This window comes from Burkholderia lata (assembly GCF_902499025.1).
In the GTDB taxonomy this organism is placed as follows: domain Bacteria; phylum Pseudomonadota; class Gammaproteobacteria; order Burkholderiales; family Burkholderiaceae; genus Burkholderia; species Burkholderia lata_C.
Map to the genome: position 1 here is coordinate 22,799 of NZ_CABVPW010000012.1, position 25,473 is coordinate 48,271.

Genomic DNA, 25,473 nt, shown 5'->3' on the forward strand with positions numbered 1-25,473 from the left:
CATGCGATTACTCATTCTTTCCGCTGCCGTGTCCGCCGCGCTCGCGCTGTCGGCGTGCTCGATGGCGCCGAAGCTGGTCAGGCCCGAGATGCCGGTGCCGACCGCCTATACGACCGCTGCCGCGGCCGACCCGCACGCGAACGCGGCGGATCTCGGCTGGCGCACGATGTTCGGCGACCGTCGCCTGCAGCGCCTGATCGAGCTCGCGCTCGAGAACAACCGCGACCTGCGCCTGGCCGCACTGAACGTCCAGGCTGCCGAAGCGCAGTACGGCATCCAGCGTTCCGCGCGCCTGCCGTCGATCGGCGCCGGCGCAAGCTTCACTCGCCAGCGCACGGCCGCCGACTCGCAATCGAACCCGCCGCTGCTCGAAAACACGCAGAACCAGTACGGCGTGAACGTCGGCGTCAGCGCGTTCGAGATCGACCTGTTCGGCCGCGTGAAATCGCTGTCCGATGCGGCGTTCGCGCGCTACCTCGCGACCGATCACGGCCGCCGCGCGGTGCAGATCGCGCTCGTCGGCTCCGTGGCCAACGCGTATTTCGCCGAGCGCCTCGCGCAGGAACAGCGCGCGCTGTCCGAACGCACGCTGAACGACTGGCGGCAATCGCTCGATCTCGCCCGCCGGCTCAAGGAGGCGAATCAGGCCAGCGGCGTCGACATCGCGCAGGCCGAGGGCCAGGTCGCGAGCGCCAGCGCCGATCTCGAAGCGCGTTCGCGCGCCGTCGAACAGGCAGGCAACGCGTTGCGGCTGCTGGTCGGCACCGACCTGCCGAAGAACCTGCCCGACCCGCTGTCACTGGAACGCCAACCGGTGATGACGCAACTGCCGCCCGGACTGCCGTCGGAGTTGCTGTACCGCCGGCCGGACATCCAGCAGGCCGAGCAGAATCTCGTGGCCGCCAACGCCGACATCGGCGCGGCGCGCGCGGCATTCTTCCCGCGCCTGTCGCTGACCTCGTCGATCGGCTTCCTCAGCCCGGGGCTGGGCAGCCTGTTCGACGGCGGTCAGCGCGTGTGGAGCTTCGCGCCGCAGGTCACGCTGCCGATCTTCCAGGGCGGCCGGCTGCGTTCCGAGCTGAATCTTGCAGAAGTGCGCAAGTCCAGCGCCGTCGTCGAGTACGAACGCTCGATCCAGACCGCGTTCCGCGAAGTGGCCGACGGCCTCGCCGGGCGCGAAACCTTCAGTCGCCAGATCGACGCGCAGACGCAAGTCGTCAAGAGCGCCGAACGCCGTACCGACCTCGTGAACCTGCGCTACCGCGCCGGTATCGAGGGCCGACTGGAACTGCTCGACTCGCAGCGGCAGCTGTATGCCGCGCGTCAGGCCCTGCTGGATCTGCGCAACGCCGAACTGGACAACGCGGTTGCGCTCTACAAGGCGCTCGGCGGCGGCCTGGTCGACACCGACGTGCCTCCCGCCAACAGCGTGGCGAGCAACTGAGCCATGGGTCGTCGCCGATCCGCTCGCGACGACTGAAGGCACGGTGAAGCCCGGCGGCGCACGTGCCGCGCCGCCGGCCCGCCTACCGGTCACGCTCACTTCCAGTGAACCCGATGAACCCTCTGATACTCATTGCCGAAGACGATCCGGAGATCGCCGAAATACTCGACGCCTACCTCGCCCACGACGGCTTTCGCACCTACCGCGTCGGTCACGGACAGGCCGTGCTCGACGTGCAGCCCGTGCTGAAGCCCGACCTGATCCTGCTCGACGTCAGGATGCCGAGGAAGGACGGCTGGGAAGTCCTGGTCGAACTGCGCCGCCGCGGCGACACGCCGATCGTCATCGTCACGGCGCTCGACCGCGAGATCGATCGCTTGCAGGGGCTGCGTTTCGGTGCGGACGACTACATCACGAAGCCGTTCAATCCGGCCGAGGTGGTCGCGCGCATCCGGGCGATCCTGCGTCGCTTCGAAACAGCCACGTCGGGACGCTTCATCAAGGTCGGCAACCTTGAAATCGATACACAAAGCTATCTGACCACGGTCCGTGCGGACACCGGGGAAACCAGCGTCTCGCTGACGCTGACCGAGTTCCGGCTGCTCGCCCACCTGGCCGGCTCGCCGAACCGCGTATTCACGCGCAGCGAGCTGATCGACGCCTGCCTCGCCGACGTCGATGCGCTGGAGCGTACCGTCGACAGCCATATCAGCCGGCTGCGCAGGAAGCTCGAATGCGCGGGCGCGTCCGGGATGCCGGAGGTGATGCGCGGCGTCGGCTACCGGCTGCGCAACCGGCAGTGAGCGCGCATCGTGGATCGTGGCTGCAGGTGGCGCGGATCGTCGGTCTCCTGTCGGCCGCCCTCGCGCTGGCGATCGCCGATGCAGGGTTCATCGCCTACTGCCTGATCCAGGCGGTCTGGTCCCCCGCGACGGACAGCGCACTCGCGGCCGTGATTCGCGAGACGCCGGACTACCTGGTACTCGCCGTCTTGCTGTTGGCCGGACTGGCCGCGTCGATCGTCGATCTGCGCAAACTGGCGCGCGCGACCGAAACCCGGCGATGAACACGCAAGTCCGGTCAAGTCGCCTGGGGGAGCCATCCATGGGACGCGCGCGAAGGTATCCGGTTATGGGAACCGGCTACCTTGAAGCTTGAAGCGATGTGTTACGCGCGCCGCCGGTAAGTGCCCGGCGTGCTCCCCGTCCAGTGCCGGAACGCGCGATGGAACGCGCTCGGATCGTCGAAGCCGATGTCGGCGCCGATCGCCGCGATCGTGTCGGGCGTGTCGGTCAGCCGCTGGATCGCGATGTCGCGCCGCAGCTCGTCCTTGAGCACCTGGAACGTCGTCCCTTCGGCGGCCAGGTGGCGGCTCAGCGTGCGCACCGAACAATGCAGGTGCTCGGCCGCGTGGTCGATCACCGGCAGGTCGGGCAATGCTTCCGACAGATATTGCCGCACGCGATGGCACACGAGCTGTTCGCTGAACGATTCGAAGATCCAGTCGCCGGGGGCGCGTGCAAGGAATTTGCGCAGGTTGCGCTTGCTCTGCCGGATCGGCGCGTCGAGGTAGTCCGCGCTGAAGCGCATCAGCGTGCGCTCGCAGTCGAACTGCACGGCGCCGGTGAAGAAGTACAGGTGGTCGACCGCATGGCGCGGCCGCGGGCACGCGAACTCGATCTGCAGCAGCGGGATCTTCTGCCCGATCAGCCAGGAGCACACGCCGTGCACGAGCTTGAGCATCAACTCCTGGCCAAGCGCGCCGATCGGGCCGACGGCATCGTTCGGGCGCAGCAGCACCTGCGCGACGAGACCGTCGCGCTTCGATTCGACGAAGAAGTCGTCGAGCAGGATATGGAAGAATTGCCCGAAACGATGCAGCGTCGTCTCGAGGTTGCGCGCATCGAGCAGGCTCAGGCACAGGTACTTCAGCGTGCCGCCGCGCAGCGGGCGCGAGAAGATGCCGGGCATCTCGTCGTCGAGGTCGATCGCGAGCGTGCGGTACAGCGTCGAGAACTGCTCCTCCGTCACGCGCGCATGCGGTTCGCCGAGCAGCTCGATCGGGATGCCGGCCCCGCGCAGGTAGCGCTCGACCACGTCGCGCTGCACGCCCGCGCTCGCGAGGAAGCCGTTGACGAGCGAGATCGGCACCGTCGCGCTCGGCGACGGCAACGCACGTCCGGGCGCCGGCGCGGGCCCGGGCTGGGCGGAAAGTGAATCTGAACCGGTCATCGCGTCCCCGTCGATCGAACCGCTCGCATTGTACTTGAGCGGCTCGCGCGGAGCCTTCCGGGCCCTCGGCGCGCCGGGCGCTGCGCGGCGCGCCGACGCCATCAGTCGGTGCGGCTGAGTTCCCGGCGCAGGATCTTGCCGACGGTCGACTTCGGCAGCCCGGTCGACGAAGCGAATGAGCTTCGGCACCTTGTAGGCCGCGAGGCTCTCGCGGCAATGCGCGACGAGTTGCTCCTCCGTCACATAGGCATCCTGCGCCAGCACCACGAACAGCTTGACCGCCTCGCCCGTGCGCGCGTCCGGCACGCCGATGCACGCGCATTCGGCGACGCCCGGCACCGCGGTGGCCACGGCTTCCACCTCGTTCGGGTACACGTTGAAGCCCGACACGATGATCATGTCCTTCTTGCGGTCGACGATCCGCAGGAAACCGGCTTCGTCGAACACGCCGACGTCGCCGGTGCGGAAATAGCCGTCGGCCGTGAACGCGGCCGCATTCGCGTCCGGTTTCTGCCAGTAGCCGCTCATCACCTGCGGCCCCTTCACGCAGATCTCGCCCGCGCCGCCGATCGCCACCTCGTTGTCCTGGTCGTCGAGCAGCTTCACGTCGGTCGACGGCAGCGGCAGGCCCGTGGTGCCCGTGAACGAGTCGATCGACTGCGGGTTGAACGACACGACCGGCGACGTTTCCGACAGCCCGTAGCCTTCGCGGATGAAGTTGCCCGTCACCGCCTTCCAGCGCGACGAGATCACGTCGATCACGGCCGCGCCGCCGCCGGCCGACAGCTTCAGCCGCGACCAGTCGACTTCCGTCAGGCGCGGATGGCCGGCGAGCCCCGCGTACAGCGTGTTCACGCCGACGAATACCGTCGGCCGTGCAGCCTTCAGCACGTCGATGAAGCCGTCCATGTCGCGCGGGTTCGCGATCAGCCAGTTCTGCGCGCCGATCGCGAAGTAGGACAGGAAGTTCACCGTCAGCGCGAAGATGTGATACAGCGGGATCGCCGTGACGACGACCTCCTCGCCCGGCTCGCGCGCGGCCGGCACGATCGCGCCGAACTGCTCGATGTTCGCGACGAGGTTGCGGTGCGACAGCGCGGCGCCCTTCGACAGGCCGGTCGTGCCGCCCGTGTACTGGAGCAGCAGCAGGTCCGCGCCGCCGAGTTCGACCGGTTCGAACGCGAGCGCTTCGCCGGCGGCCATGGCGTCCGCGAGCGGGATCGAACCGGGCGGCAGCGCGTCGCATGTCCCGGCCGGCGCATCGACGACGCCGAGATCGCCGCGCCCGACGCTCAGCACGGTGCGCACTCGCGTGCCGCCGACCACCTCGGCGAACGTGCCCATCGACCCGCCGCACACCAGGGCAACCTCGACGCCCGCGTCGTTGAGCTGATGCTCGAGCTCGCGCGCCGTGTAGAGCGGGTTCACGTTGACCTGGATCGCACCGATCTTCGCGACCGCGACGAACGCGACCGGAAACGCGAGCACGTTGGGCAGCATCACGGCCACGCGGTCGCCCTTGCGGACACCCACGACCTGCTGCAGATAGGCGGCCAGCGCGGTCGACAGGCGGTCGACGTCGGCATAGGTCAGCGTGCGGCCATACGAGTGGAACGCCGGGCGATCGGCGAAACGGTGCATCGCGTTGTCCAGCAACGCGCTTACGGAAGGAAAGCGATCGGCATCGATCTCGGCGGGGATCGAGCCATACGACCCGGTCCAGTGTCTCTTCGTCATGTCTCACTCCACGGGGGACGGCGCGCCGGCCGCGCCGTTCGCACGACGGCCTGCACGCCGGAGAAGCGCGGACCATCGCCTGATCGGCGACTATCGCCCGCGCGGCGCGCTTTGAAAATGATCCGGGCGGCCGAAAAGATGATCGAAACGGACACGCGGGGGTCTGCGCTTGTCTAGACAATACCGCACGATGCCGTCACTTCGGCCTGCGTCAGCCGGCCCCACTATCGGTCCATTTGCATGAACACCATACGGGATCGGGCGATTCCGGTCGCCGGTCGCGCCTGATACGATCGCTTCGCTTCCGGTTCGCCACGGCCGAACGTGCCGCGCACCGCAGCCGATGCCGCCGATACACACCATCCGCACAACGGGCCATGCGCGCATCGTCACCCCGTCTCGTCGGTCGATCCCGCCACCAGACAATCAGGATTACTGCACATATTACGCAGATTGCGTCAGCGTGCAGCGCCTGATCAAGCAACACGGCCAGTCCACCCAACGATCCTATCCCGCTCTTTCAAAGGTCAGTCGCCATGCCAGAACGCATCTCGTTTGGACAACTTCCCGCCCGGCTGCTCGACGTCGTGCTCAACGTCGAGGAATATGCGAACAACACCGGCCACGATTTCAAGCTCGTAGAACTGGTGCGCGCACGCGTGTCGCAGCTCAACGGATGCGCCTACTGCCTCGACCGTCATATCAAGGAAGGCATCCACGCGGGCGAGGATCCGCTGCGCTACAACCTGCTGCCCGTGTGGCACGAAACGCCCGATCTCTACAGCCCGAAGGAGCAGGCCGCGCTGCGCTGGGCCGAAGCGCTGACGCTGATCAGCGAGCACGCGATCGATAACGCACTCGTCGACGCGACGCGTGCGCATTTCGATCGCGACGAACTGGCCACGCTCACGCTGATCGTCGCGCAGATCAACACGTGGAACCGGCTCGCCAAGCCGTTTGCATGGCAGGCCGGCGTGTTCCAGGCGGGTTGAGGCCGCTCGAAAGCGCTCGGGGCCGGCCGCGCCGGGTTGCGCCGGCGCACGTATCAGGGTGAACCCTGTGGCGTTTGGGACCGATCCCGCGCAGAATTGCGTGCCGTAAACGATATCGATTCGGACGCAGGATGCTCCCATGCCGCGCAGTGCGCTCTTGACCCCGACGACCGCCCGCGCAGCCCGCCTGCCGGACGTCGAGACACCCAACGCGTTGCGCGAGCAGCGCTTCACGCCGGCCAAGCTGGCCGTGCTGCTCGACGTGGCCGCGCAAGCCGGCCTCGACCCGGTCGCGGTGCTCGACGGCACCGGCCTCACGCCGGCCGCGGTCGCGGACCCGTTCACGCTCACGTCGCCGCTGCAGTTCCTCACGGCCGCGCGCAATGCGATCGGCCGCTATGACGGCACCGATCTCGGCGTGCGCGTCGGCCACCGGCTGCACGTGTCGAGCTACGGGATGTACGGCTACGCGATGCTGTGCTCGGAATCGCTCGCGCACGCGTTCGAATCGGCCGTCAAGTATCACCGGCTCGCCAACGGCATGCTCGCGATCCGCTGGGTCGAACAGGGCGATACCGCGTCGTGGCAGTTTCCCGACCGGCACGAAGTCGCGCTGCCCGATCTCGACGAGCCGCTGTACCGTTTCCTCGTCGACATGCAGTTCGCGCTGCACGTGACGATCATCAAGGACGTGATGGGTGCGTGGTGCGTGCCGGCGCGCGCGCAGTTCGCGCAGCCGCAGCCGGCGCACGTGGCGCTGCTGGCCGACGCGCTCGAATGCCCGATCGCATTCGACCAGCCGCATCATGTGCTCAGCTACCCGACCGCGTGGCTCACGCGCGCGCCGCAGCTCGCGAATCCGATTACCGCCGCGCAGGTGTCGTCGCATTGCGCGAGCCTGCTCGATGAATTGCGCAGCCAGGCCGGCGTCACGCGGCGCGTGTACCAGGAACTCACGCGCACGCCCGGGCAGTTTCCGGACATCGACGCGATCGCGGCGATCCTGTGCATCACGTCGCGCACGCTGCGCCGCAAGCTCGAAGCCGAAGGCACGTCGTACAGCGAGCTGCTGGCGAGCGTGCGCAAGGCGCTCGCGATCGACTACCTCAACACGACCACGCTCAGCACCGAGGACATCGCGTTGACGCTCGGCTTCAGCGACGCGGTGGGGTTCCGCCACGCGTTCAAGCGCTGGACCGGCATGACGCCGAGCGACGTGCGGCGCAAGCGCGGCGGTTGAGCGCGGGCATTGACGGCTGTCAGCGCCCGTCGCCGACAGCAGGTGTGGCCACCGCCAGCGCGAACTCGAACACCGCACCACGCCCGGCCCGGTCGACCAGCCGGATGCTGCTGCCGTTGAGCGCCAGCATCCGGTGCACGATCAGCAGCCCGAGCCCGCCGCTCGTCACCGCGCCGCCGCTCATCGGCCGCTGCGGCCGCTGGAACAACCCTTCGCGCCGCGCCGCCGGAATCCCTTCCCCGGTATCGGCCACGGTCACGAGCACGCGGTCGCCGCGCGGCTCCAGCGCGACCTCGACCTCGCCGTGCGCAGGCGTGTGCCGCAGCGCGTTGTCGAGCAAGTTGGTCAGCACGCGCTCGATCATCCCGAGATCGGCCGACACGACCGGCACCCGCGGCGGAATCCGCGCATGCAGTGCGACACCGCGCGCCTGCGCGGTCAGCTCGAATTTCTGGAACACGTCCTGCACGAGATCGACGAGCGAGAACGGCTCGCGCTCGGCCTGCACGCCGCCCGATTCGAGCCGCGCAAGCTCGAACAGCGCTTGCGCGAGCCGGCCGACCTTCGCGCTCTGCGCGAGCGCGATCGACAGGTAGCGCCGCCGTTCGGTCTCGGCGAGCGAGTCCGACTTCAGCGACAACGTCTCCAGATAGCCGTGCAGCGACGTGAGCGGCGTGCGCAGGTCGTGCGAGATGTTCGTGATCAGCTCGCGCCGCTGCTGGTCCTGGTGCGTCAGCGCGCGCCACTGGTCGCCGATCCGGTCGGCCATCTGCGCGAACGCGGATTCGAGCACGACGATGTCGTCGCCGCGCCGGCCCGGCCGCGAGCGCGGCACCGGCGGCTGCGTGTCGGGCACGCCGTTCGCGTCGAAGCGGCGCATTGCGTCCGTCAGCCGGCGCAGCGGGCGCGTGATGAAGCTGAACGCGGTGAGGCCCGCGAGCAGGCCGAGCAGCGCGACCAGCGCCATCGACCACAGCGTCGTGCGCAGCACGTTGCCCGCGTCGACGCGCGCAGCCAGCCGGTCGTGCGCCTCGCCGAGCAGCACCACGTAGATGTAGCCCGACGGCGGCTGCCCCGCCAGTTGCAGCGGCGCGGCGCTGAACACCTTGCGCGCATCGGGGCTGCGCGGATCGTCGCCGAGGATCGGCAGCGGCTCGCCGGCGATGAAGCGCTGCACGGGCGCGAGATCGACGCGGTCGCGCTTCACGTGGCCGGGCGGCGCATCGTCGCCCTTGATGCGTCCTGCGTTGTCGAGCAGGTACACCTCGACGCTCGGGTTCACGCCCATCAGCTGGCCGAACAGCGTGCGCACGGCATCCGGGCGCAGCCCGTTCGCGTCCATCAGCGGCGCGCTGTGGGTCACGCTGTTGACGATATTGGCGGCCAGGTCGCGCGACAGCCCCTGCACGACTTCCTGCTCGCGCATGTCGTTCGCGCGGATCTGCAGCCACGCGGACGCGCCCGAGCACGCAAGCAGCAGCACCGAGAACACGAGCGACAGCCGCTGGGTGAGGGTGAGCTTCATCATGCGTCCCGCTGGCCGGGCGCGGCGAGCTTGTAGCCGCGGCCCCACACGGTGAGGATTCGCACGGGCTCGGCCGGATCGGTCTCGATCTTCGCGCGCAGCCGGTTGATGTGAGTGTTGACCGTGTGCTCGTAGCCTTCGTGCTGGTAGCCCCACACGGCATTGAGCAGGTCCATCCGCGAGAACACCTTGCCCGGGTGTCGCGCGAAGAAATACAGCAGGTCGAATTCGCGCGGCGTGAGGTCGATGCGCGTGCCGTCGACGCTCGCTTCGCGCGCGATCGGGTCGATCGCCAGCCCGGCGATGTCGAGCGTGCCCGCGTCGATCCGCGAATCGCGCGCGAGCGCATCGACGCGCCGCAGCAGCGCCTTCACGCGTGCGACGAGTTCGAGCACCGAGAACGGCTTGGCCAGATAGTCGTCGGCGCCGAGTTCGAGGCCGAGGATCCGGTGCACCTCGCTCGAGCGCGCACTCGTGATGATGATCGGCGTGTAGCGCGTCATCGCACGCGCGCGCCGGCAGATTTCAAGGCCGTCGACGCCCGGCAGCATCAGGTCGAGGATCAGCGCATCCCAGCCGCCCTGCTCGAGCAGGCGCAGCCCTTCGGCGCCGTCCGCGCTGTGCACGACCTCGTAGCGCTCGTCGCGCAGGTGCAGGCTCAGCACGTCGGCGATATCGGCGTCGTCCTCGACGATCAGGATGCGTTTCGGTTGGTCCATGGCGGCGGGCGGCGGCACGTCGGTGCCGAGGTCGGGTATCGGTTCGGGCCGGCCCCGGTCCGGCTGGCCGGGTTCCCGGGGGTGAATCGCGGCAACGGGCCGCGCTGCCGCCATTGTGCAAAATTTTGCGGCGGGGCGGGGAGTGATCACATTTCATTTAACTTTGAATGCCGACCGTGCTGCGATCCAATACCAGAAAGGCTTCCAGAACATCGGTCCGTTGGTGGCGATTACACGCAACGACAAGCCGCTGCCCAGAGCGTCGTCGGTATTTCTCGAGGAGCTGAGGCAGTTTCCAGATTCGTGACGACGGGGCGCGGGCTCGCCGCCACTTTGAATTCAGACGCCCCCGCTTTCAAGGTTTCGCCGACCCGACGCTCAATGGCTGGCGGCGCTGCTCACCGGAAGGCCCTGGGCCGCAACCCTCTTTTCTGCCTTCGTTGCATCAGGCCCGATCCAGTTCTCCACGAACCAGGCATTGCCCAGTCAGGTCAAGCGACAGGTTCATGATGGATGCCATCTCCGGCGCCCGGGACACCGCAAATCCGAGCTTGCGCGCCAGGCCGAGCATCGCGATGTTCTCGCTCAACGTGGTGCCGAGCAGCCGTTTGACACCTGAGCGTGTGGCAAGCTCGATGAGGCTCGCCAGCAAACGTCGGCCAAGACCGTGCCGGTGCCATGCATCGTCGATTACGATCGCGCATTCACCCATATCGCTAGTGCCCTCGATCATCGCGTAACGCGCCACGCCAATTAGCCGTTCGCGAGCGCCTGCCGCGATCGTCACGACGAGCGCACCTTCCCGCCGACGATCGATACGGGTCCATCGGATCATCTCGGCTTCACTCGGCATCCGGCCCGACATCAACCGCATGTAGCGGCTTTCCCCGGACAGTCTCTCGACGAAGTGGCGCTCAAGCTCCAGGTCCGATGGCTCGATCGATCGCATGCAGATCGACGATCCGTCCCCTGCCCTCCATACGCGCCGGAGGTTCTCCACCGGCACGCCCGACGCGATCGTGCGACAGGAATCAGATGCGTTCTCGATCCTGTTCATCGTTACCTCCGCATGGTGCTCGCGCTGCTCGGTCCGTCCGGATGTCATTCGGTGCGGCTTGCGACACGGATTTGGGCCGTTGCTTCATCGTGCACCCAGTCTAGCGATGAAGCGGTTTCCGCCCTAGCGGTACAGGATCAATGCGACTTTCCATGCAGAACAATAATGTCGATCCGCGCGCTTCAAGCCTCCGATCTTGCAAACCGATCATTGCCGAAGCCGGATACCTGAACGCGTTTCGTTTGTCACGCGGCTGCGCGACAGCGATCTCATCTACGGCTACGAGCGTTTTACGACCCGCCGTCGACGTTCCTCCGGGCATCGCCGCTCGAATGGACGTCCCAGGGAGGCGTGTCACCGAATGCCTGAACCAGGTGATCGATGAACCGGCGCACCTTGAGCGGCACGTGGCGCGCACTCGGGTACACGGCCTGGATCGTCAGGTCCGATGCGCGGTAGTCCGGCAACAACGCGACCAGTTCGCCACGGGCGACATGTTCGCCAAAAACGAAGCTCGGCCCGTACGTGACGCCAGCGCCAGCAAGCGCAGCCGCGAGCAGCATCTGCGTGTTGTTGGCGCTCATCCGGCACGGTCCATCGATGACATGCGCGCGGTCATTCCGGTCGATCAGTGTCCAGTCGCCGGCGGACACGGCCTCGCTGAACGCGAGCCGTTGTGCGCGCCGCAGGTCGTCAGGGGTACGCGGTGTGCCATGTCGCTGCAGATAGCCAGGCGACGCGCACACGATCATGCGGCAAGGCGCGATCCGCCGCGCGACGAGGCCCGAGTCGGGCAGCCGCCCGATGCGGATGGCCAGATCCGCACCGATATCGAGCAGGTCGGCATAGCGATCGCTCAACAGCACCTCGACGTTGACGTGCGGATGCTCGTCCATATAGCGCGCGACGACGCTGCCCAGATGCATCGCGCCGAACGTTACAGGCACAGCGACGCGCAACACGCCGCGCGCGTCTCTTTGCGAATCGCTGGCTTCACGATTTGCCTCGTCAAACGCTTCGAGGATCCGTCTGCACCGGTCGTAGTACGCGTGACCGACATCGGTCAGGCTCAGTCGGCGGGTCGTGCGCTGAAGCAGTCGCGCGTTCAGTTCGGCCTCGAGCGCACTCACGTACTTGCCGGCCATCGCCGCCGAGAGCCCGTAACGACGGGCGGCGGCGGCCAGACTGCCTTCGTCGACGGCGGCGACGAACACGCCGATGCAGGTAAAGCGGTCCATGATCCGTCTCCTCGATTCGATAATTGGATTATCGACTGATCGTCACGAAACGCCAATTATCAAACTGGGCGCCACTATCTACGATGTCATCACGGTCCGAACACTGGTTGCGCCAGACGAGGGCCCCACCGTCAACCCACATGAAACACGTCAGGAGCATGGAAATGGACATCGAGGCAAATGGCATCCGGATTCACGTCAGCGAAAAAGGGCACGGCGACCGCGCGGTCGTCTTTCTGCACTACTACGGCGGGTCGTCGCGCACCTGGCAGTTCGTGACGGACGAGCTGTCGGACACCTTTCGGACCGTCGCGACCGACCATCGCGGCTGGGGCCATTCGGACGCACCGGCGGACGGCTACACGATCACCGATCTGGCGGATGACGCGCAACGCGTGATCGAGACCCTCGGTTTGACGCGCTACGTGCTCGTGGGTCATTCGATGGGCGGGAAGACGGCACAGCTCCTTGCGTCGCGCCGACTGCCGGGGCTGGAAGGGCTCGTGCTCGTCGCGCCGTCACCGCCGTCGCCGATGGTGCTTTCCGACGAGCAGCGCGCGGTCATGGTGAGTGCCTACGAGTCACGCGAATCGGTCGGCTGGGTGCTGGACAACGTGCTGACCGGTAGCCCGCTGTCGCCTGAGCGCCGTGAGCAGGTCATCGAGGACAGTCTGCGCGGCGCGCCGCAGGCCAAGGCCGCGTGGCCGAACGTCGCGATGCTCGAAGACATCACCGCCGATGTCGCGGCGATCGATGTACCGGTGCTCGTGATCGCCGGCGAGCAGGACCAGGTGGATCGCGTCGAGACACTGCGCAGCGAGCTGCTGCCGAGAATCCCCCACGCGCGCCTCGAGATCCTGCCCGGCGTCGGCCACTTGTCGCCGCTGGAGGCGTCGTCCACGGTGGCTGCCGCCATCCGGCGGTTCATCGACGAACTCGAGCCCGTGCCGCGCACGCCCGAGCAGCTGCCGGCGGCATTCGATGCGGCGTTCAATGCCGGCGACGTCGATGCCGTGATTGCCCTGTTCACCGAAAACGCGACGATGCGGCTGACGAACGGCGAGATCGTCGTGAACAACGGTGACGCGCTACGCGGTCCGTTCACTGAGTTGCTGAAGCTGCGCCCGCGGATTTCCAACAAGGTTCGCCGTACGCTGGTGAGCGGTGACATCGCGCTCGCGCTGCTCGACTGGACGTTGACGGTCGGTCTCCCCGACGGCAGCCAGCATACCGACGCGGGCACGGCGACACAGGTGATGAAGCGGGGCCGCGACGGAAAATGGAAGCTGCGCATTTCCAATCCGCTTGGGGTGCTCTGACGGATGACGTCGCGCCGTCCGATCAAGCGACGGTGCGACGTGTCAATGAGGCGGTAACTTTCGACGCAGACCTGTCACTCGCGTGAATGATCCATTGCGCGCCGGTGGCTGCTACACATGCCATCGGGCCAACGCGAAACAAGCCATGGAACCTGCGTGACTCGTTTCGTCATACGAGTCGCGAAGCGACGCGCCGACGGTTCAAGCCCCCGATCTTGCGAGCCGATTATTGACGAATCGTGAATGCCGCATTCATCCCGCCCCGCTTACTCGGCGCCGACACATCCCCTACATTGGATACAGGCCCGTACGACAACGCCCGCGCGATCGTCCGGATCTCATCCTGCGTACCGGGTAACGCCCATGAGCCTGCAACCCCTCTATTTCGACGATCTTGCTGTCGGCGACACGTTCGTCAGCGGCACGCACGAAGTCCGCGCCGACGACATCAAGCGATTCGCCGCGGAGTTCGACCCACAGCCGTTCCATCTCGACGAGGAAGCGGCGCGCGCCACGATGTTCGGCGGACTCGCTGCCAGCGGCTGGCATACGGCCGCCATCACGATGCGGCTGCTCGTGTCGGGCGGCCCGAAACTGGCCAACGGCCTCCTCGGCGCCGGTGGCGAAGTCGACTGGAAGCTGCCCACGCGGCCCGGCGACGTGCTGCATGTCGAAAGCGAAGTCGTCGAACTGGTGCCGTCGCGCTCGCGCCCGGTCGGATCGCTGACGCTGCGTTCCCGAACGATCAACCAGCACGGCGAAGTCGTGCAGATCCTGACCGCCCGGCTGATCGTCGCTCGCCGGCCCACCTAACGCACGCCGGGAACACGCCGCGCATCCGCTCGGCAGCTTGCGTCATGCCCTGTCCGGAGACCAGCACCACGCCGCCATCGGCATATCCACGTGCTAGCGACGTGCAGCAGGATTGCGGTTTAATGGCGACTCCCTTTCGACCGGAGTCGTCCGTCATGGATCGCATCGCAGCGATGAACGTTTTCGTCCGTGTGGTGGAGGCCGGCACCTTCACGAAAGCGGCCGACACGCTCGACATGCCGAATGCGACGGTCACGCGGCTGATCCAGAAGCTCGAGGAAGATCTACAGGTTCGCTTGCTGCATCGCACCACGCGCTCGGTCACGGTCACGCCGGAAGGTGCGATCTATTACGAGCGCGTCGTACGCCTGCTTGCCGAACTCGCCGAAATCGAAGCCTCCACGTCGCGCGGCCGGGCCAAACCCTCCGGCAAAATCCGCGTCGATACGGCCGCGGCGATCGGCACGCTCGTGCTTGCCCCGGCACTCGGCAGTTTCTACGACGCCTACCCCGATATCGCGATCGAACTCGATATCGGCAACAAGCGAATCGATCTGGTCGCCGAAGGCGTCGACTGCGCGATCCGGATAGGCGAGATCGACGAGCAGTTCCTGGTCGCGCGACAGATCGGCAGCTTCGGCTTTACGACCTGTGCGACGCGTGCGTTGCTCGACATGCACGGTACGCCAACATCGCCGGATGGCCTGTGCGAGTGGCCGACCCTCGGCATGATCCCGGCCCGTGGCGGGCGCGCGCTGCCGTTTCAGTTCAAGATCGACGGAGAAAAGAGCGAACTGACGCTGGACCATCGGCTCGTCGTGAACGATACGAATGCCTACCTCGCCGCCGGGCTTGCGAGCCTCGGCGTCATCCAGGCGCCCGCGTATGCGGTGCGCGAAGCGATCGCCGCCGGCAAGATCGTGCCGATCCTCGAGGACTGGCAGCCGCCCCCCAATCCCGTTTACGTGATCTATCCACCGAACCGCTACCTAAGCGCGAAAGTACGCGTGTTCATCGATTGGGTGGTCGAGTTGTTCGAACGCGACGAACACCTGAAGCGTCGTTGACGCTCGGGCGAAAGGCCCCGCATCGTCTACGGATTGGCACGCCGCACTCCTCTTGTCGACAGCCCCGTAGAGCCCCCCCTCACCCGCTCCCTGTCTGACCGTCACGTCGCCTGACGCATTGACAATATGCATATGCATAGATATCGTTTCTTCACACGAGCGGCCGCGATCCCGAATCCGGTTGCAGCACGGTTTGTCCGTACCGGGATGCCCGGCACGGACGGATAGTCCGTGCACGCTCACACCAGTCAAAGCGAACAACACGTCCGGCCGACATCGCACGGAAACGTTGCACGGCGAGCCGCTCGATCCGACGGAGCAAAGGTGACGCGAACCGCGCGGCGTTCCCCGCCGCCGCTGCCGCGTCGATGTCAATCGATTGAGGAAACTGTCATGAGTACACCTGAAGTTGTCATCTGCCATCCCGTTCGCACGCCGATCGGCACATTCAACGGATCCCTGAAAGACACGCCCGCCACCGAGCTCGGCGCGATCGCCGTGCGCGAAACGCTTCGACGCAGCGGTATCGACGGTTCAGCGATAGACACGGTCGTGATGGGCAACGTGATCCAGGCCGGTAACAAGATGAACCCTGCCCGGCAGGCATCGATCGGCGCCGGCCTGCCGGTCGCCGTACCAGCGTTGACGGTCAACCGCGTCTGCGGTTCCGGTGCACAGGCGGTCGTCAATGCCGCGCAAGACATCCTGCTGGGTTTCGCGAACGCGGCGATTGCGGGCGGGATGGAAAGCATGGAGCGCGCGCCGTACCTGCTCGACGGCGCACGCCGGGGATACCGGATGGGCGACGCGCCGATCCACGACAGCATGCTGCGCGACGGGCTCGTCGATGCGTTCTCCGACCAGCATTCGGGCTGGCACACCGAGGATCTCGCGAGCCAGCTCGACATCTCGAGAGACCGCCAGGATCACTGGGCGCTCCGCTCGCAGCAGCGCTTTTCCACTGCGCTCGCGGACGGCAAGTTCGATGCCGAACTCGTGCCTGTCGAGGTCCTGCAGCGCAAGGCCCGCATCGCGTTCGCGCGGGACGAAACGCCGCGCGCGGATACGACGCTCGACATACTCGCGAAGCTGAAACCGGCATTCCGCCCCGACGGTACGATCACCGCCGGCAACGCGCCGGGGCTGAACAGTGGCGCATCGGCCATGCTGGTGACCAGTCGCGCATTCGCGGATACGCACGGCATCGCACCGAGCGCGCGCCTCGTGGCATTCGGCGTCGCCGCCGTCGAACCCGGCATGTTTGGCCTCGGTCCCGTCCCGGCGGTGAAAATCGCGCTCGAGCGTGCCGGGTGGTCGCTCGGCGATGTCGAGCGTTTCGAGATCAACGAAGCGTTTGCGGTCGTGCCCATTGCCGTCGCTGGCCAGCTCGGCATTCCGGAGGACATCGTCAACGTCGAAGGCGGCGCAATCGCGCATGGGCATCCGATCGGCGCGACGGGTGCGGTGCTCACCACCCGTCTGATTCATTCGATGCGGCGCGACGGTATCCGGCGCGGCGTCGTCACGCTGTGCATCGGTGGCGGCCAGGGCATCGCACTTGCGATCGAGACTGCCTGAATCCGGCCACCTGCCGATGGGGGCCGCGATCATTCGATCTCGCCCCCTTCGCCGGCCGCCTGTCAGTGCGCAGCCGCGGCCGCGTCACTCGATCCACCGGCCTTGCCTGGCTTGGTGATCCAGATCAGCGGGATGATCACGATCATGACGAGCGCCGCGCCGTAAAACACGTCGTTCAGTCCGAGCATCGCCGCCTGCGTCTGCACCACGTGGTCGAACAGTGCATATGACGAGCCCTGACCGAGGCCCAGTGTCGAATGGTAGGCATCCATCTGCGCATTGAAGATCGGGTTGGTCGGGCTCGACTGCTGCGTGAGGATCTCGTGGTGCATGATGGTCCGGTTGTTCCACACGACGCCCGCGAGCGACGTGCCGATCCCGCCGAAGAACATCCGCGCGAAGGTCGACAGCCCTGCCGCGGCCGGCACCTTTTCCGGCGGCTGGCCTGACAGGATGATCACCGTCAGCGGCGCGAAGAACAGCGCCATCGGGATGCCCTGCAACAACGTCGGCAGGATGATGTAGCCCTCGCTGAGGTCCGTGTAGAAGAACGAGCGCATGTAGTAGACGATCGCGAAGCCGACGAACGCGAACGTGCCGATGACGCGTGCATCCGAGCGCGGCAGGAGCTTGCCCATGATCGGCGCGCCGATCACCGCGAAGATGCCGAGCGGCGCGGTGGCGAGCCCGGCGTCGACCGCGCGGTACCCGAGGTACTCCTGCATCCACTGCGGCAACAGCACCAGTGTGCCGAAGAAGATCGCGTACGCGACCGCGATCGAGATCGTGCCGCCGAGGAAGTTGCGCTGCTTGAAGAGCGTCAGGTCGACCACCGGATTCTTGTCGGTCAGCTCCCAGATGACGAACAGCACGAGCCCCACGATGGCGACGACGGTCAACACGATGATCGTGTTCGACGAGAACCAGTCGAGGTCCTTGCCCTTGTCGAGCATCACCTGCAGCGACGCGACCCAGACGATCAGCAACGTCAGCCCGACGAAATCGATCGGCAGCTTGCGGGTCGGCGTGTCGCGCTTGCGGTAGAGAATCCACACCATCGCCGCCGCGAACAGCCCGACCGGGATGTTGATGTAGAAGATCCACGACCACGCGTAGCTGTCCGTCACCCAGCCGCCCAGCGACGGCCCGACGATCGGCCCGGTCACGACGATCATCGAGAACAGCGACAGCGCCAGTGACGATTTCGCCTTTGGCCAGGAACTGAGCAGCAGCGCCTGCGACATCGGGATCAACGGCCCGGCCACGGCGCCCTGCAGCACGCGCGCGAACAGCAGGATCGGCAGCGACGGCGCGATGCCGCATAGCCAGGAAGCGAGCACGAACAACAGGATCGAGCCGACGAACAGCCGCACCTGGCCCAGCCGCTGCGTCAGCCAGCCGGTCAGCGGAATCGCGACGGAATTGGCGGCGGCAAAAACGGTGATGACCCAGGTGCCCTCGTCGACCGATACGCCGAGGTTGCCCGAGATGGTGGGGATCGCGACGTTGGCGATCGATGAATCGAGGACGGTCATGAAACCCGCAAGGCCCACGGCAAACGAGCCCAGCGCGAGTGTTGCTCCCGTCAGCGGAGGAGGATTCGGATGATTGGTGTTCATGGTAATGATCCGGTTACGGTAGGTCCGGCGAAGCAGGCGCACGCGGTTCGGCGCACCCGCTCGGCGAGCGGCGGGAGGTCATTTGTTCGCGGCGATGATGTCGGCGATCGCGGCATCGGCCTTGTCACCGTACTTCGCGAACACGTCGGTCTTGTAGATCGACGGCGGATCAGCTTCCAGGCCGGCGCTGCCCTGATCCTTCACGTTGACGTCGACATTCATCGACAGTCCGACGCGCAACGGATGCTTCTCCAGTTCCGCAGCCGGAATCTCGATCCGCACCGGCAGCCGCTGCACCACCTTGATCCAGTTACCCGTCGCGTTCTGCGCGGGCAGCAGCGCGAGCGCCGAGCCGGTGCCCGGCGTGAAGCCCACGACCTTGCCGTGGTACACGGCCGACGAACCGTAGACATCGGCAATCAGTTCGACCGGCTGGCCGATGCGGATATGGCGCAGCTGCCATTCCTTGAAGTTCGCATCGACCCACACCTGGTTCAGCGGCACGACCGACATCAGCGCGGCCCCCGGCGACACACGCTGGCCCACCTGAACCGAACGTTGCGCGATGTAGCCGGTGACGGGGGCCGGCAACGTCGTGCGGGAATACGCCAGATACGCATCGCGCACGCGCGCGGCGCTGGCCATCACGTCGGGGTGCTGGTCGACGGTCGTGTTCGACGTCAGCGCGCGATTGGAGCCGAGCTGCTGCTTCGCGGCGTCGAGCGAGGCCTGCGCCGACCGGACCGCATCGCGCGCATGCGAGATGTCCTCGTCCGATACCGCGCCCGCCATGCCGGTGGACAGGCGGCGCCGCAGGTCGTCCTGCGCCTTCGCGAGATCGGACTGCCGTTCCGCGATGTTTGCGCGGTACTTGTCGTCGTCGACATAGAGACCGTGAACCTTGCGCACCGTCTGGCCGAGGTTGGCCTCGGCCTGTTGCAGCGCGATCTTCGCGTCTGCCGGATCGATCTGCACGAGCGGTTCGCCCGCCTTCACGATCTGCGTGTTGTCCGCGTTGACCGCGATGACCGTGCCCGACACCTGCGGCGTGATCTGCACGACGTTGCCGTTCACGTACGCGTCGTCGGTGTCGACGTGATAGCGCGCGTCGAGGAAGTAGTAGGCGCCGTAGGCAGCACCGGCGATTCCGAGGGACGCGGCTACCAGGGCGAGCAGCGCCTTGCGCTTGCCCGGCTTCTTGACGGGTTCATCGGTCGGTTGTGCATCAGGGGTGTTCATCATTCGCTCCAGTGAAGTTCGAGGTATGTGTCTTGCCGTCCGGCGCGTGCATACGCACCGGACAAGTCGTTCATTGCGCCGTCTTGGGTGCCGGCGATCCGGGAATCGGGGTTTGTGCCGTCGCGGCGAGACCGGCGCTCGACGCGTCGAAGCCGCCGCCGAGTGCGCGGATCAGGCCGATCTGTTGCGTGCGGCGGCCCATCTCGAGATCGACGACGGCCGTCTCGGCCGCCAGCCGGTTGTCGTCCGCGTTCAGCACCTGCAGTTGCTGGGTCAGCCCTGCCCGGTAGCGAGCGACGGCGAGTTGATATGCACTGGTCTGCGCGTCCAGCGCCTGCCGCGCGTCAACCAGTTGCTGGTCCGTCGAGCGGATCTGCGTGACCTGTGTCGCGACATCCGACAGGGCGTTGATCAGCGTCTGGTTGTAGGTGGCGACGTCGTAGTCGAAGTCCGCATAGCGCCCCTTCAGTTGCGCACGCAACTCGCCGGCGTCGAAGATCGGCAGATGGATCGCGGGCGCCGCCTGCAACTGCCGGCTGCCCGCCGTCAGGAAGCGGCCCCAGCCGAACGCATCGAGGCCGGCGGCCAGCGACAGGTTGACGTCCGGGTAGAACTCGGCCTTCGCTTCCTTCACGTCGTGAACGGCTGCGTCCACCTTCCAGTAGGCAGCGACGATGTCCGGGCGGCGTGACAGCAGGTCGGCCGGCAGGTTGTCGGGCAGCGCGACACGGGCACCGATGCCGAGCGACGGCTTCGCGATCTGCAGGCCCCGATCCGGGCCCGCGCCGAGGAGCGCGCCGAGCTGGTAACGCACCGTCGTAATCTGCCCGTCGAGATCGCTCACGCTGGAACGGCTCGTCGCGGTTTCGCCGTTGGCCGTCTGCCGCTCCACGTTGCTGTCGAGTCCGGCGTTCACGCGGCCGTTCGTGATGCGCGAGATCGTCTCGCGATTGCCGACTTCGCGAACCTGGATATCGCGCAGCGCATAGAGCTGGGCCAGCCGGTTATAGGTGCTCGCCACCGACGCGGCGAGCGTGATGCGCACTTCCTCGGCTTCGGCGTCCGCCACCTTTTCCGAGGAGACCGCCTGGCGCAGCCGCTCGCGGTTCTTGCCCCACAGGTCGAGATCCCACGAAGCGCTCGCGAGCAGCGTGTTCTCGCTCTGCCACGAGCCGCCGTACGGCGGCGGCACGATGCCGTTTTCCGTATAACGCTGGCGCGTCCACGCGTAGCTGGCCGTCGCATTCGGATACAGCGCCGACTTTGCGGTGCCCACGTACGACGTGGCGCGCTCGATGCGGGCATGCGCCTGGTCGATCGTCGGGTTGCCCTTCAATGCCTCGTCGATCAGCGCGGGAAGTTGCGGATCGCCGAACTGGCCGGCCCAGTCCATTGCCGGCCACTGCCCGCCTTCGGCCGGCAGGCTCGCTTTCGTCTCGTACGTCGCGGGGGAGGCAATGTGCTTGTCGCTATGGATGCCCGCGTAGTTGACGCATCCGGCCAGGCTCAACGCCATGGCCATCGCGCTGATCGAGGCCGTCAGCGCACTCGATCGCGGCTTGGGGCGGGAGGTGTTCTTCGCTTCCATTTCTGTACGCTCGTCAGGTTAGAAATTCGGCAAAGTTTTTTGGTGCATATGCACACATCGACATCAGTGGATTCGCACGCCGGTACGCGGGTCTGCACGAATCGGTTATTGCGTGATTACAGTTCGGACTCGTCGCGCGTCATTCGAAACAGTTCGCTGCGCAGATGCGCCGCCTGCCGTTCGCCGAAACTGCGTTCAAAGCTGTCCTGCGCGGCGACCCAGTAGGCTGCCGCCTCGTCCAGCTTCCCGGCGCCTCGCCCGGTCAGCACGAAGCGCAGCCGGCGCCGCCCGTCACCCTTCTCCGACGCGGCGACCAGGCCGCGCTTGAGCAACGGCTGGAGCGCCCGCACGACCGTCGTCCGGTCCATCACCATCGCCTTGGCCAGCTCGGTCATCGTCGAATGCGGATGACGATCCAGCATGCCGAGGATGCTGAACTGCGTGGGTGTGATGTCGACTTCGGACAGGTGGCGTTCGTAGAGCCTCGAGATATGCCGGGAGGCCTGGCGCAGCGCGAAACAGTCGTCGTCGGGGAAGTCATTCGAGTCCATGACCCGAAGCGTAGTGACGCAGGCGCCGACAAGCGATGCCGCTCGCGCCATGAGATTGTTGTTGTTTTGCGCAAGGATCGGCTGCGCGATGCGTCGGCTTGCCCGGTGTGGCGCGCGGGAGAACAGGCTGGCAGGCTCGCCGGCGGGTGTGAAGCCCCGCGTCGGCATTTTTGTCCGAAACGGAATACCGATTTGGGGCGATGCCCATTTATCGGGTCCGTGGTCGCTCCTAAGCTCCGGTCAACGAACTCGACATGTGTCGCGTCGCCCAATCTCCGGAGTCATCGCCATGAAACCCCTGATCCGAACCATCGCCGTCGCATCGGTATTCGCCGCGCCGGCGTTCGCGTTCGCCCAGAGCAGCCAGCCGCTGACGCGCGCGCAGGTCCGCCAGGAGCTCATCGAGCTCGAGCAGGCCGGATACAACCCGATGGATTATTACTACGCTGAAAGCTTGCGCGCTGCCGAGGAAAAGATTGCGCGTCAGCGTGCGGCCCAGGGCGCCGATGCGACGGACTTCGGCGGCCAGCAGGCGCTGGCCCGGCAATAAAGACGAGTTTTTCGACGGGCGTTTCCCGCGCTCGCCAGCGTGGCTCGCGCGATGATTGATTGCACGACTACCCGGCACCCGTGCCGACGAGTCCCGACGCTTTCAGGTCGTTCAGGTCTGGCAGCGTCGACGAAAACGCCGTCGATTGCATCGCATGCTGCGCGAGCGCCGCGAGGCGCGGAAACGCGTCGCCGTTGACCATGTCGGGCATCACCGTCGCTGCGCCCTGAAATGCGATCACGGTCATGACGTCGGCCTGAGACACGCGTTCGCCGAGCAGCCAGGGTCGTGCGGACACGCTGTCCAGGACGTCGAATCCGATCTTCATCTGTTCCCGATAACCCGTCAGCAAATGTGCGAGCCGGTAGGCTTCGGGACGCAGCATCAGTTCATCGCAATAGCGCGCCAGCTTGTCGTAACAGGCGCTCGCGTAGCCGACGAATTGCATTGCCTGGACGCGCTCCGGGCCGGCTTCCGGCAACAGGCGCCTGGCCGGCGCCACGAGGCTGTCCAGATAGTCGACGATCGCGGCGCTGTCGATGAGCACCTGCCCATCGTCGAGCTGCAATGCCGGCACGCGCTTCATCGGGCTGTAGGCCGCCACGCGTTCCGGCTGCAGGTACGCGTGATACGGCAGATGCTCGAACGCAATGTTCAGAAGATTCAGCGTGATGCCTACCCGGCGCGTATAGCCGGACAGCCACGGACCCACCAGTTTCATCGGGAATCCTCCATCGACAGGAATCGGACCGCATGAACGGCAAAGTTTAAGCCCTTCCGCGCCGGCCGCCCGCCTGTCTGCACGACGGACGCGACGCCCCGTCGATGATCGTGCGTCTGGCAGCGTCGGTCGCTGCGGTTTAGACTTCGCGCATGGCGTAACGGCCCCGATATCGCGACGATGCGAGATGCGTCGACATCGCCGCGTGTGTCGCCGGTCTCAACGCATCGTTCTGTCGAGGCAAGTGACCAATGGACATCGTGATGGCCATGCGAGTATTCGCTCGCGTCGTGGAAACCAAGAGCTTCACGCGCACGGCGGAGACGCTCGACCTGACGCGCGGGCGCGTCACCGTGATCGTCCAGGGTCTGGAAGCGCATCTGAAAACGCGCCTGCTGCAACGCACCACCCGCAGCCTCAATCTCACGGCGGACGGCGCCGCCTATTACGAACGTTGCGTGCGCGTGCTCGCCGACATCGACGATCTCGAAAACTCGTTTCTCGGCAAGGAGCGCGCCCCGCGGGGCAAGCTGCGGGTAGACATGCCGGGCGCGCTGGGGCGCCTCATCGTGATGCCGGCCATGGGCGATTTCCAGACGCGCTATCCCGACATCGACCTGATGCTCGGCCTTGGCGACAAGCCGATGGATCTCGTGCAGGAAGGTATCGATTGCGTGGTGCGTATCGGCACGCTTCAGGATTCGTCGCTCGTCGCCAGGCGCGTCGGCGTCTACCAGGGCGTGACCGTGGCAAGCCCGGCCTATCTTCGCGAATCGGGCACCCTGCTCACGCTGGACGAGCTCGCCAATCACCGCACCGTGAACTACTACTGGGGGCGCACGGGCCGGATCATGCCGCTGACCTTCGAAGTCGACGGCCGTACGGTCGACGTGAAGATGCGCGGTGCGCTCGCGGTCAACGATGCAGAGGCCTACCTGGTCAGCGCGCTCAACGGTCTCGGCATCGTCCAGGGCGCCCGCTTCATGGCGCAGCCGTACCTCGAATCGGGCGAGCTGGTCGAAATCCTCGCGCAATGGCAGCCGCCGCCGCTACCTATTTCGGCGGTCTATCCGCACAACCGCCACCTTTCCGCTACCGTGCGCGCGTTCGTCGACTGGATCGCGGAGCTCTTTCGTACTCACCCGCGGATGAGCAGCAACCCGGAAACCGATGCGCGATGCCGCCCGACGAGCATCGATACCGACGACGACAACGCGATCGACCCGGCCGGCGACGACGAAGAGGAGCCGATTGCGTAAACGCCGGGCATTGTTCTCTTCAAGAGAACACTGTTGGGGTGGACGCGGGATTTATCGGTTCCGCGGTAACGACCACAATTCGTGCATGTTCCTGAAAGCGAGAACGCTGCGCGTTGAATGGTATGTCTACCGTATCCCGTTCGGATTTGCTGGTCGAGGAAGTACGCATTACCGGCCATGGCCAGCCCATTGTCCTGCGCAGCTTCCGGCCATCGGCACAACGGCGCCGGCTCTCGATCCTCCTCTATTTTCACGGCGGCCAGTTCACTGCCGGGTCGCTCGACGACACGAACGGCGTGTGCGAAGCGCTGGCCCAGGCCGTGCGTGCATGGGTGTTGTCGGTCGACTACTCGCTTGCACCGGCCTTTCCGTTCCCCAACGCCGTCGAAGATGCGTATCGCGCGCTGCGGTGGGCGCGCTCGGAAGCAGGCGGTGTCCGGGCAGACCACCGGCAACTGGCGGTCGCAGGCCATGACGCGGGCGGGAACATTGCCACCGCCCTCGCCGCGATCGCCCGCGACCGTGGCGACATCGGCATCCGCGCGCAGGTCCTGCTTGCACCGCTGCTGGACCCCGGGATGACGCGCATCGGCCGATCCACGATGTCGGCCGCCCCGGGTCTCGACTTGCTCGCAGCCGGCTATCGCGCCTATCTGCCTACCCTCGCGCAGCGCTTGCATCCGTATGCCGCGCCGCTCGATTCGCGCCGTCTTGCCGGTTTGCCGGCAACCTACATCGCCAGCGTTGCACACGACCCGCTGCATATCGAGGCCGAACACTACGCGGCGGCACTGATCGCCGCAGGGGTTCCGACGGAATGTGCGCGCTACGCAAACACGACGCGCACCGACATTTTCAAGCATGCCCCCGCACTGCTTGCGGCAAGCGGGTTCCTTCAACGTCATCTCGCGGCCGGTTAGCCGAGACAATCGTTCGACTCACCGATTTTCAAGCAGCTCGATCCATATCATTCACTCAGGAGTAC

General features: G+C 66.3%; 22 protein-coding genes and 1 pseudogene. 12 read left to right on the forward strand and 11 right to left on the reverse strand.

What is annotated here, in order from left to right:
• Window position 1: 1 nt before the first annotated feature.
• The 3 genes from BDI24065_RS13955 to BDI24065_RS13965 all read left to right on the forward strand — a co-directional run bounded on the left by BDI24065_RS13955 (window position 2) and on the right by BDI24065_RS13965 (window position 2,510).
• Window positions 2-1,444 carry an efflux transporter outer membrane subunit gene (locus tag BDI24065_RS13955; protein WP_175031768.1) on the forward strand — a complete coding sequence of 481 codons (1,443 nt, stop codon included), beginning with the start codon at window positions 2-4 and terminating at the stop codon, window positions 1,442-1,444.
• Between the two features lie 113 nt (window positions 1,445-1,557).
• The gene (locus tag BDI24065_RS13960; protein ID WP_175031769.1) at window positions 1,558-2,247 is read left to right on the forward strand and encodes a response regulator; all 690 of its coding nucleotides are present in this window, start codon (window positions 1,558-1,560) and stop codon (window positions 2,245-2,247) included.
• Window positions 2,244-2,510 carry a hypothetical protein gene (locus BDI24065_RS13965; RefSeq protein ID WP_175031770.1) on the forward strand — a complete coding sequence of 89 codons (267 nt, stop codon included), beginning with the start codon at window positions 2,244-2,246 and terminating at the stop codon, window positions 2,508-2,510. The genes BDI24065_RS13960 and BDI24065_RS13965 overlap by 4 nt, the downstream gene beginning before the upstream one ends.
• 101 nt (window positions 2,511-2,611) lie before the next feature.
• Here BDI24065_RS13965 and BDI24065_RS13970 read toward each other — a convergent pair whose 3' ends face one another.
• Both BDI24065_RS13970 and BDI24065_RS13975 read right to left on the reverse strand, forming a co-directional pair.
• Entirely contained in the window at window positions 2,612-3,778 is a 1,167-nt protein-coding gene (locus BDI24065_RS13970; protein WP_175031771.1) for an AraC family transcriptional regulator, read from the reverse strand.
• Window positions 3,778-5,413, reverse strand: a pseudogene (locus BDI24065_RS13975) (AMP-binding protein). Before BDI24065_RS13975 ends, BDI24065_RS13970 begins: the two are co-directional and overlap by 1 nt.
• 536 nt (window positions 5,414-5,949) lie before the next feature.
• On the opposite strand from BDI24065_RS13975, the gene BDI24065_RS13980 reads away from it, so the two are divergent.
• Both BDI24065_RS13980 and BDI24065_RS13985 read left to right on the forward strand, forming a co-directional pair.
• The gene (locus BDI24065_RS13980) at window positions 5,950-6,405 is read left to right on the forward strand and encodes a carboxymuconolactone decarboxylase family protein (RefSeq protein ID WP_175031772.1); all 456 of its coding nucleotides are present in this window, start codon (window positions 5,950-5,952) and stop codon (window positions 6,403-6,405) included.
• 139 nt (window positions 6,406-6,544) lie between these two features.
• Window positions 6,545-7,645 (forward strand): AraC family transcriptional regulator, encoded by a 1,101-nt coding sequence (locus tag BDI24065_RS13985; RefSeq protein ID WP_175031773.1) that lies wholly within the window; start codon window positions 6,545-6,547, stop codon window positions 7,643-7,645.
• 19 nt (window positions 7,646-7,664) lie between these two features.
• Here the strand turns inward: BDI24065_RS13985 and BDI24065_RS13990 are convergent, their stop codons facing one another.
• The 4 genes from BDI24065_RS13990 to BDI24065_RS14005 form a co-directional block, all read right to left on the reverse strand.
• Complete coding sequence (locus tag BDI24065_RS13990) at window positions 7,665-9,170, reverse strand: HAMP domain-containing sensor histidine kinase (protein WP_175031907.1); 1,506 nt, start codon at window positions 9,168-9,170, stop codon at window positions 7,665-7,667.
• Window positions 9,170-9,889 carry a response regulator transcription factor gene (locus tag BDI24065_RS13995; protein ID WP_175031774.1) on the reverse strand — a complete coding sequence of 240 codons (720 nt, stop codon included), beginning with the start codon at window positions 9,887-9,889 and terminating at the stop codon, window positions 9,170-9,172. Before BDI24065_RS13995 ends, BDI24065_RS13990 begins: the two co-directional genes overlap by 1 nt.
• Before the next feature lie 445 nt (window positions 9,890-10,334).
• Window positions 10,335-10,946 carry a GNAT family N-acetyltransferase gene (locus BDI24065_RS14000; RefSeq protein WP_175031775.1) on the reverse strand — a complete coding sequence of 204 codons (612 nt, stop codon included), beginning with the start codon at window positions 10,944-10,946 and terminating at the stop codon, window positions 10,335-10,337.
• 290 nt (window positions 10,947-11,236) lie between these two features.
• Window positions 11,237-12,184: a LysR family transcriptional regulator gene (locus BDI24065_RS14005; RefSeq protein ID WP_175031776.1), complete on the reverse strand. Its 948-nt coding sequence runs from the start codon at window positions 12,182-12,184 to the stop codon at window positions 11,237-11,239.
• A 23-nt stretch (window positions 12,185-12,207) separates the two neighbouring features.
• Between BDI24065_RS14005 and BDI24065_RS14010 the strand changes: the two genes are divergently transcribed.
• The 4 genes from BDI24065_RS14010 (at window position 12,208) to BDI24065_RS14025 (ending at window position 16,961) form a co-directional block, all read left to right on the forward strand.
• A complete protein-coding gene (locus BDI24065_RS14010) occupies window positions 12,208-13,503 on the forward strand; it encodes an alpha/beta fold hydrolase (protein WP_254609756.1) in 1,296 nt (431 codons plus the stop codon).
• A gap of 363 nt (window positions 13,504-13,866) precedes the next feature.
• A complete protein-coding gene (locus BDI24065_RS14015) occupies window positions 13,867-14,316 on the forward strand; it encodes a MaoC family dehydratase (protein ID WP_175031777.1) in 450 nt (149 codons plus the stop codon).
• Between the two features lie 155 nt (window positions 14,317-14,471).
• Entirely contained in the window at window positions 14,472-15,383 is a 912-nt protein-coding gene (locus tag BDI24065_RS14020; protein WP_175031778.1) for a LysR family transcriptional regulator, read from the forward strand.
• Window positions 15,384-15,776: 393 nt separating this feature from the next.
• A complete protein-coding gene (locus tag BDI24065_RS14025) occupies window positions 15,777-16,961 on the forward strand; it encodes a thiolase family protein (protein WP_175031779.1) in 1,185 nt (394 codons plus the stop codon).
• 62 nt (window positions 16,962-17,023) lie between these two features.
• On the opposite strand, the gene BDI24065_RS14030 is transcribed toward BDI24065_RS14025, so the two are convergent.
• From BDI24065_RS14030 to BDI24065_RS14045, 4 genes are all read right to left on the reverse strand, one after another.
• Entirely contained in the window at window positions 17,024-18,580 is a 1,557-nt protein-coding gene (locus BDI24065_RS14030; RefSeq protein WP_175031780.1) for a DHA2 family efflux MFS transporter permease subunit, read from the reverse strand.
• 78 nt (window positions 18,581-18,658) lie between these two features.
• Window positions 18,659-19,819: an HlyD family efflux transporter periplasmic adaptor subunit gene (locus BDI24065_RS14035; protein WP_175031781.1), complete on the reverse strand. Its 1,161-nt coding sequence runs from the start codon at window positions 19,817-19,819 to the stop codon at window positions 18,659-18,661.
• A 70-nt stretch (window positions 19,820-19,889) separates the two neighbouring features.
• Window positions 19,890-21,407: an efflux transporter outer membrane subunit gene (locus BDI24065_RS14040; RefSeq protein WP_175031782.1), complete on the reverse strand. Its 1,518-nt coding sequence runs from the start codon at window positions 21,405-21,407 to the stop codon at window positions 19,890-19,892.
• Window positions 21,408-21,523: 116 nt separating this feature from the next.
• On the reverse strand, window positions 21,524-22,126 hold the full coding sequence (locus tag BDI24065_RS14045) for a MarR family winged helix-turn-helix transcriptional regulator (protein WP_438820005.1): 603 nt from the start codon (window positions 22,124-22,126) through the stop codon (window positions 21,524-21,526).
• Window positions 22,127-22,247: 121 nt separating this feature from the next.
• Between BDI24065_RS14045 and BDI24065_RS14050 the strand changes: the two genes are divergently transcribed.
• A complete protein-coding gene (locus BDI24065_RS14050) occupies window positions 22,248-22,508 on the forward strand; it encodes a DUF4148 domain-containing protein (protein WP_175031783.1) in 261 nt (86 codons plus the stop codon).
• A gap of 67 nt (window positions 22,509-22,575) precedes the next feature.
• Here the strand turns inward: BDI24065_RS14050 and BDI24065_RS14055 are convergent, their stop codons facing one another.
• The gene (locus BDI24065_RS14055) at window positions 22,576-23,229 is read right to left on the reverse strand and encodes a glutathione S-transferase family protein (protein ID WP_175031784.1); all 654 of its coding nucleotides are present in this window, start codon (window positions 23,227-23,229) and stop codon (window positions 22,576-22,578) included.
• A 251-nt stretch (window positions 23,230-23,480) separates the two neighbouring features.
• Here BDI24065_RS14055 and BDI24065_RS14060 point away from each other — a divergent pair, with 251 nt between their 5' ends.
• Window positions 23,481-24,488 carry a LysR family transcriptional regulator gene (locus BDI24065_RS14060; RefSeq protein WP_175031785.1) on the forward strand — a complete coding sequence of 336 codons (1,008 nt, stop codon included), beginning with the start codon at window positions 23,481-23,483 and terminating at the stop codon, window positions 24,486-24,488.
• Window positions 24,489-24,634: 146 nt separating this feature from the next.
• The gene (locus BDI24065_RS14065) at window positions 24,635-25,408 is read left to right on the forward strand and encodes an alpha/beta hydrolase (RefSeq protein ID WP_254609758.1); all 774 of its coding nucleotides are present in this window, start codon (window positions 24,635-24,637) and stop codon (window positions 25,406-25,408) included.
• The last annotated feature ends 65 nt before the right edge of the window (window positions 25,409-25,473 follow it).

Excerpts from the sequence above, each read along its gene's own strand:
- BDI24065_RS13955 (WP_175031768.1), top strand. The coding sequence starts at position 2 with ATGCGATTACTCATTCTTTCCGCTGCCGTGTCCGCCGCGCTCGCGCTG.
- BDI24065_RS13960 (WP_175031769.1), top strand. The coding sequence starts at position 1,558 with ATGAACCCTCTGATACTCATTGCCGAAGACGATCCGGAGATCGCCGAA.
- BDI24065_RS13970 (WP_175031771.1), bottom strand. The coding sequence starts at position 3,778 with ATGGCGTCGGCGCGCCGCGCAGCGCCCGGCGCGCCGAGGGCCCGGAAG.
- BDI24065_RS13980 (WP_175031772.1), top strand. The coding sequence starts at position 5,950 with ATGCCAGAACGCATCTCGTTTGGACAACTTCCCGCCCGGCTGCTCGAC.
- BDI24065_RS13985 (WP_175031773.1), top strand. The coding sequence starts at position 6,545 with ATGCCGCGCAGTGCGCTCTTGACCCCGACGACCGCCCGCGCAGCCCGC.
- BDI24065_RS13990 (WP_175031907.1), bottom strand. The coding sequence starts at position 9,170 with ATGAAGCTCACCCTCACCCAGCGGCTGTCGCTCGTGTTCTCGGTGCTG.
- BDI24065_RS13995 (WP_175031774.1), bottom strand. The coding sequence starts at position 9,889 with ATGGACCAACCGAAACGCATCCTGATCGTCGAGGACGACGCCGATATC.
- BDI24065_RS14000 (WP_175031775.1), bottom strand. The coding sequence starts at position 10,946 with ATGAACAGGATCGAGAACGCATCTGATTCCTGTCGCACGATCGCGTCG.
- BDI24065_RS14005 (WP_175031776.1), bottom strand. The coding sequence starts at position 12,184 with ATGGACCGCTTTACCTGCATCGGCGTGTTCGTCGCCGCCGTCGACGAA.
- BDI24065_RS14015 (WP_175031777.1), top strand. The coding sequence starts at position 13,867 with ATGAGCCTGCAACCCCTCTATTTCGACGATCTTGCTGTCGGCGACACG.
- BDI24065_RS14020 (WP_175031778.1), top strand. The coding sequence starts at position 14,472 with ATGGATCGCATCGCAGCGATGAACGTTTTCGTCCGTGTGGTGGAGGCC.
- BDI24065_RS14025 (WP_175031779.1), top strand. The coding sequence starts at position 15,777 with ATGAGTACACCTGAAGTTGTCATCTGCCATCCCGTTCGCACGCCGATC.
- BDI24065_RS14030 (WP_175031780.1), bottom strand. The coding sequence starts at position 18,580 with ATGAACACCAATCATCCGAATCCTCCTCCGCTGACGGGAGCAACACTC.
- BDI24065_RS14035 (WP_175031781.1), bottom strand. The coding sequence starts at position 19,819 with ATGAACACCCCTGATGCACAACCGACCGATGAACCCGTCAAGAAGCCG.
- BDI24065_RS14040 (WP_175031782.1), bottom strand. The coding sequence starts at position 21,407 with ATGGAAGCGAAGAACACCTCCCGCCCCAAGCCGCGATCGAGTGCGCTG.
- BDI24065_RS14045 (WP_438820005.1), bottom strand. The coding sequence starts at position 22,126 with ATGCCGACGCGGGGCTTCACACCCGCCGGCGAGCCTGCCAGCCTGTTC.
- BDI24065_RS14050 (WP_175031783.1), top strand. The coding sequence starts at position 22,248 with ATGAAACCCCTGATCCGAACCATCGCCGTCGCATCGGTATTCGCCGCG.
- BDI24065_RS14055 (WP_175031784.1), bottom strand. The coding sequence starts at position 23,229 with ATGAAACTGGTGGGTCCGTGGCTGTCCGGCTATACGCGCCGGGTAGGC.
- BDI24065_RS14060 (WP_175031785.1), top strand. The coding sequence starts at position 23,481 with ATGGACATCGTGATGGCCATGCGAGTATTCGCTCGCGTCGTGGAAACC.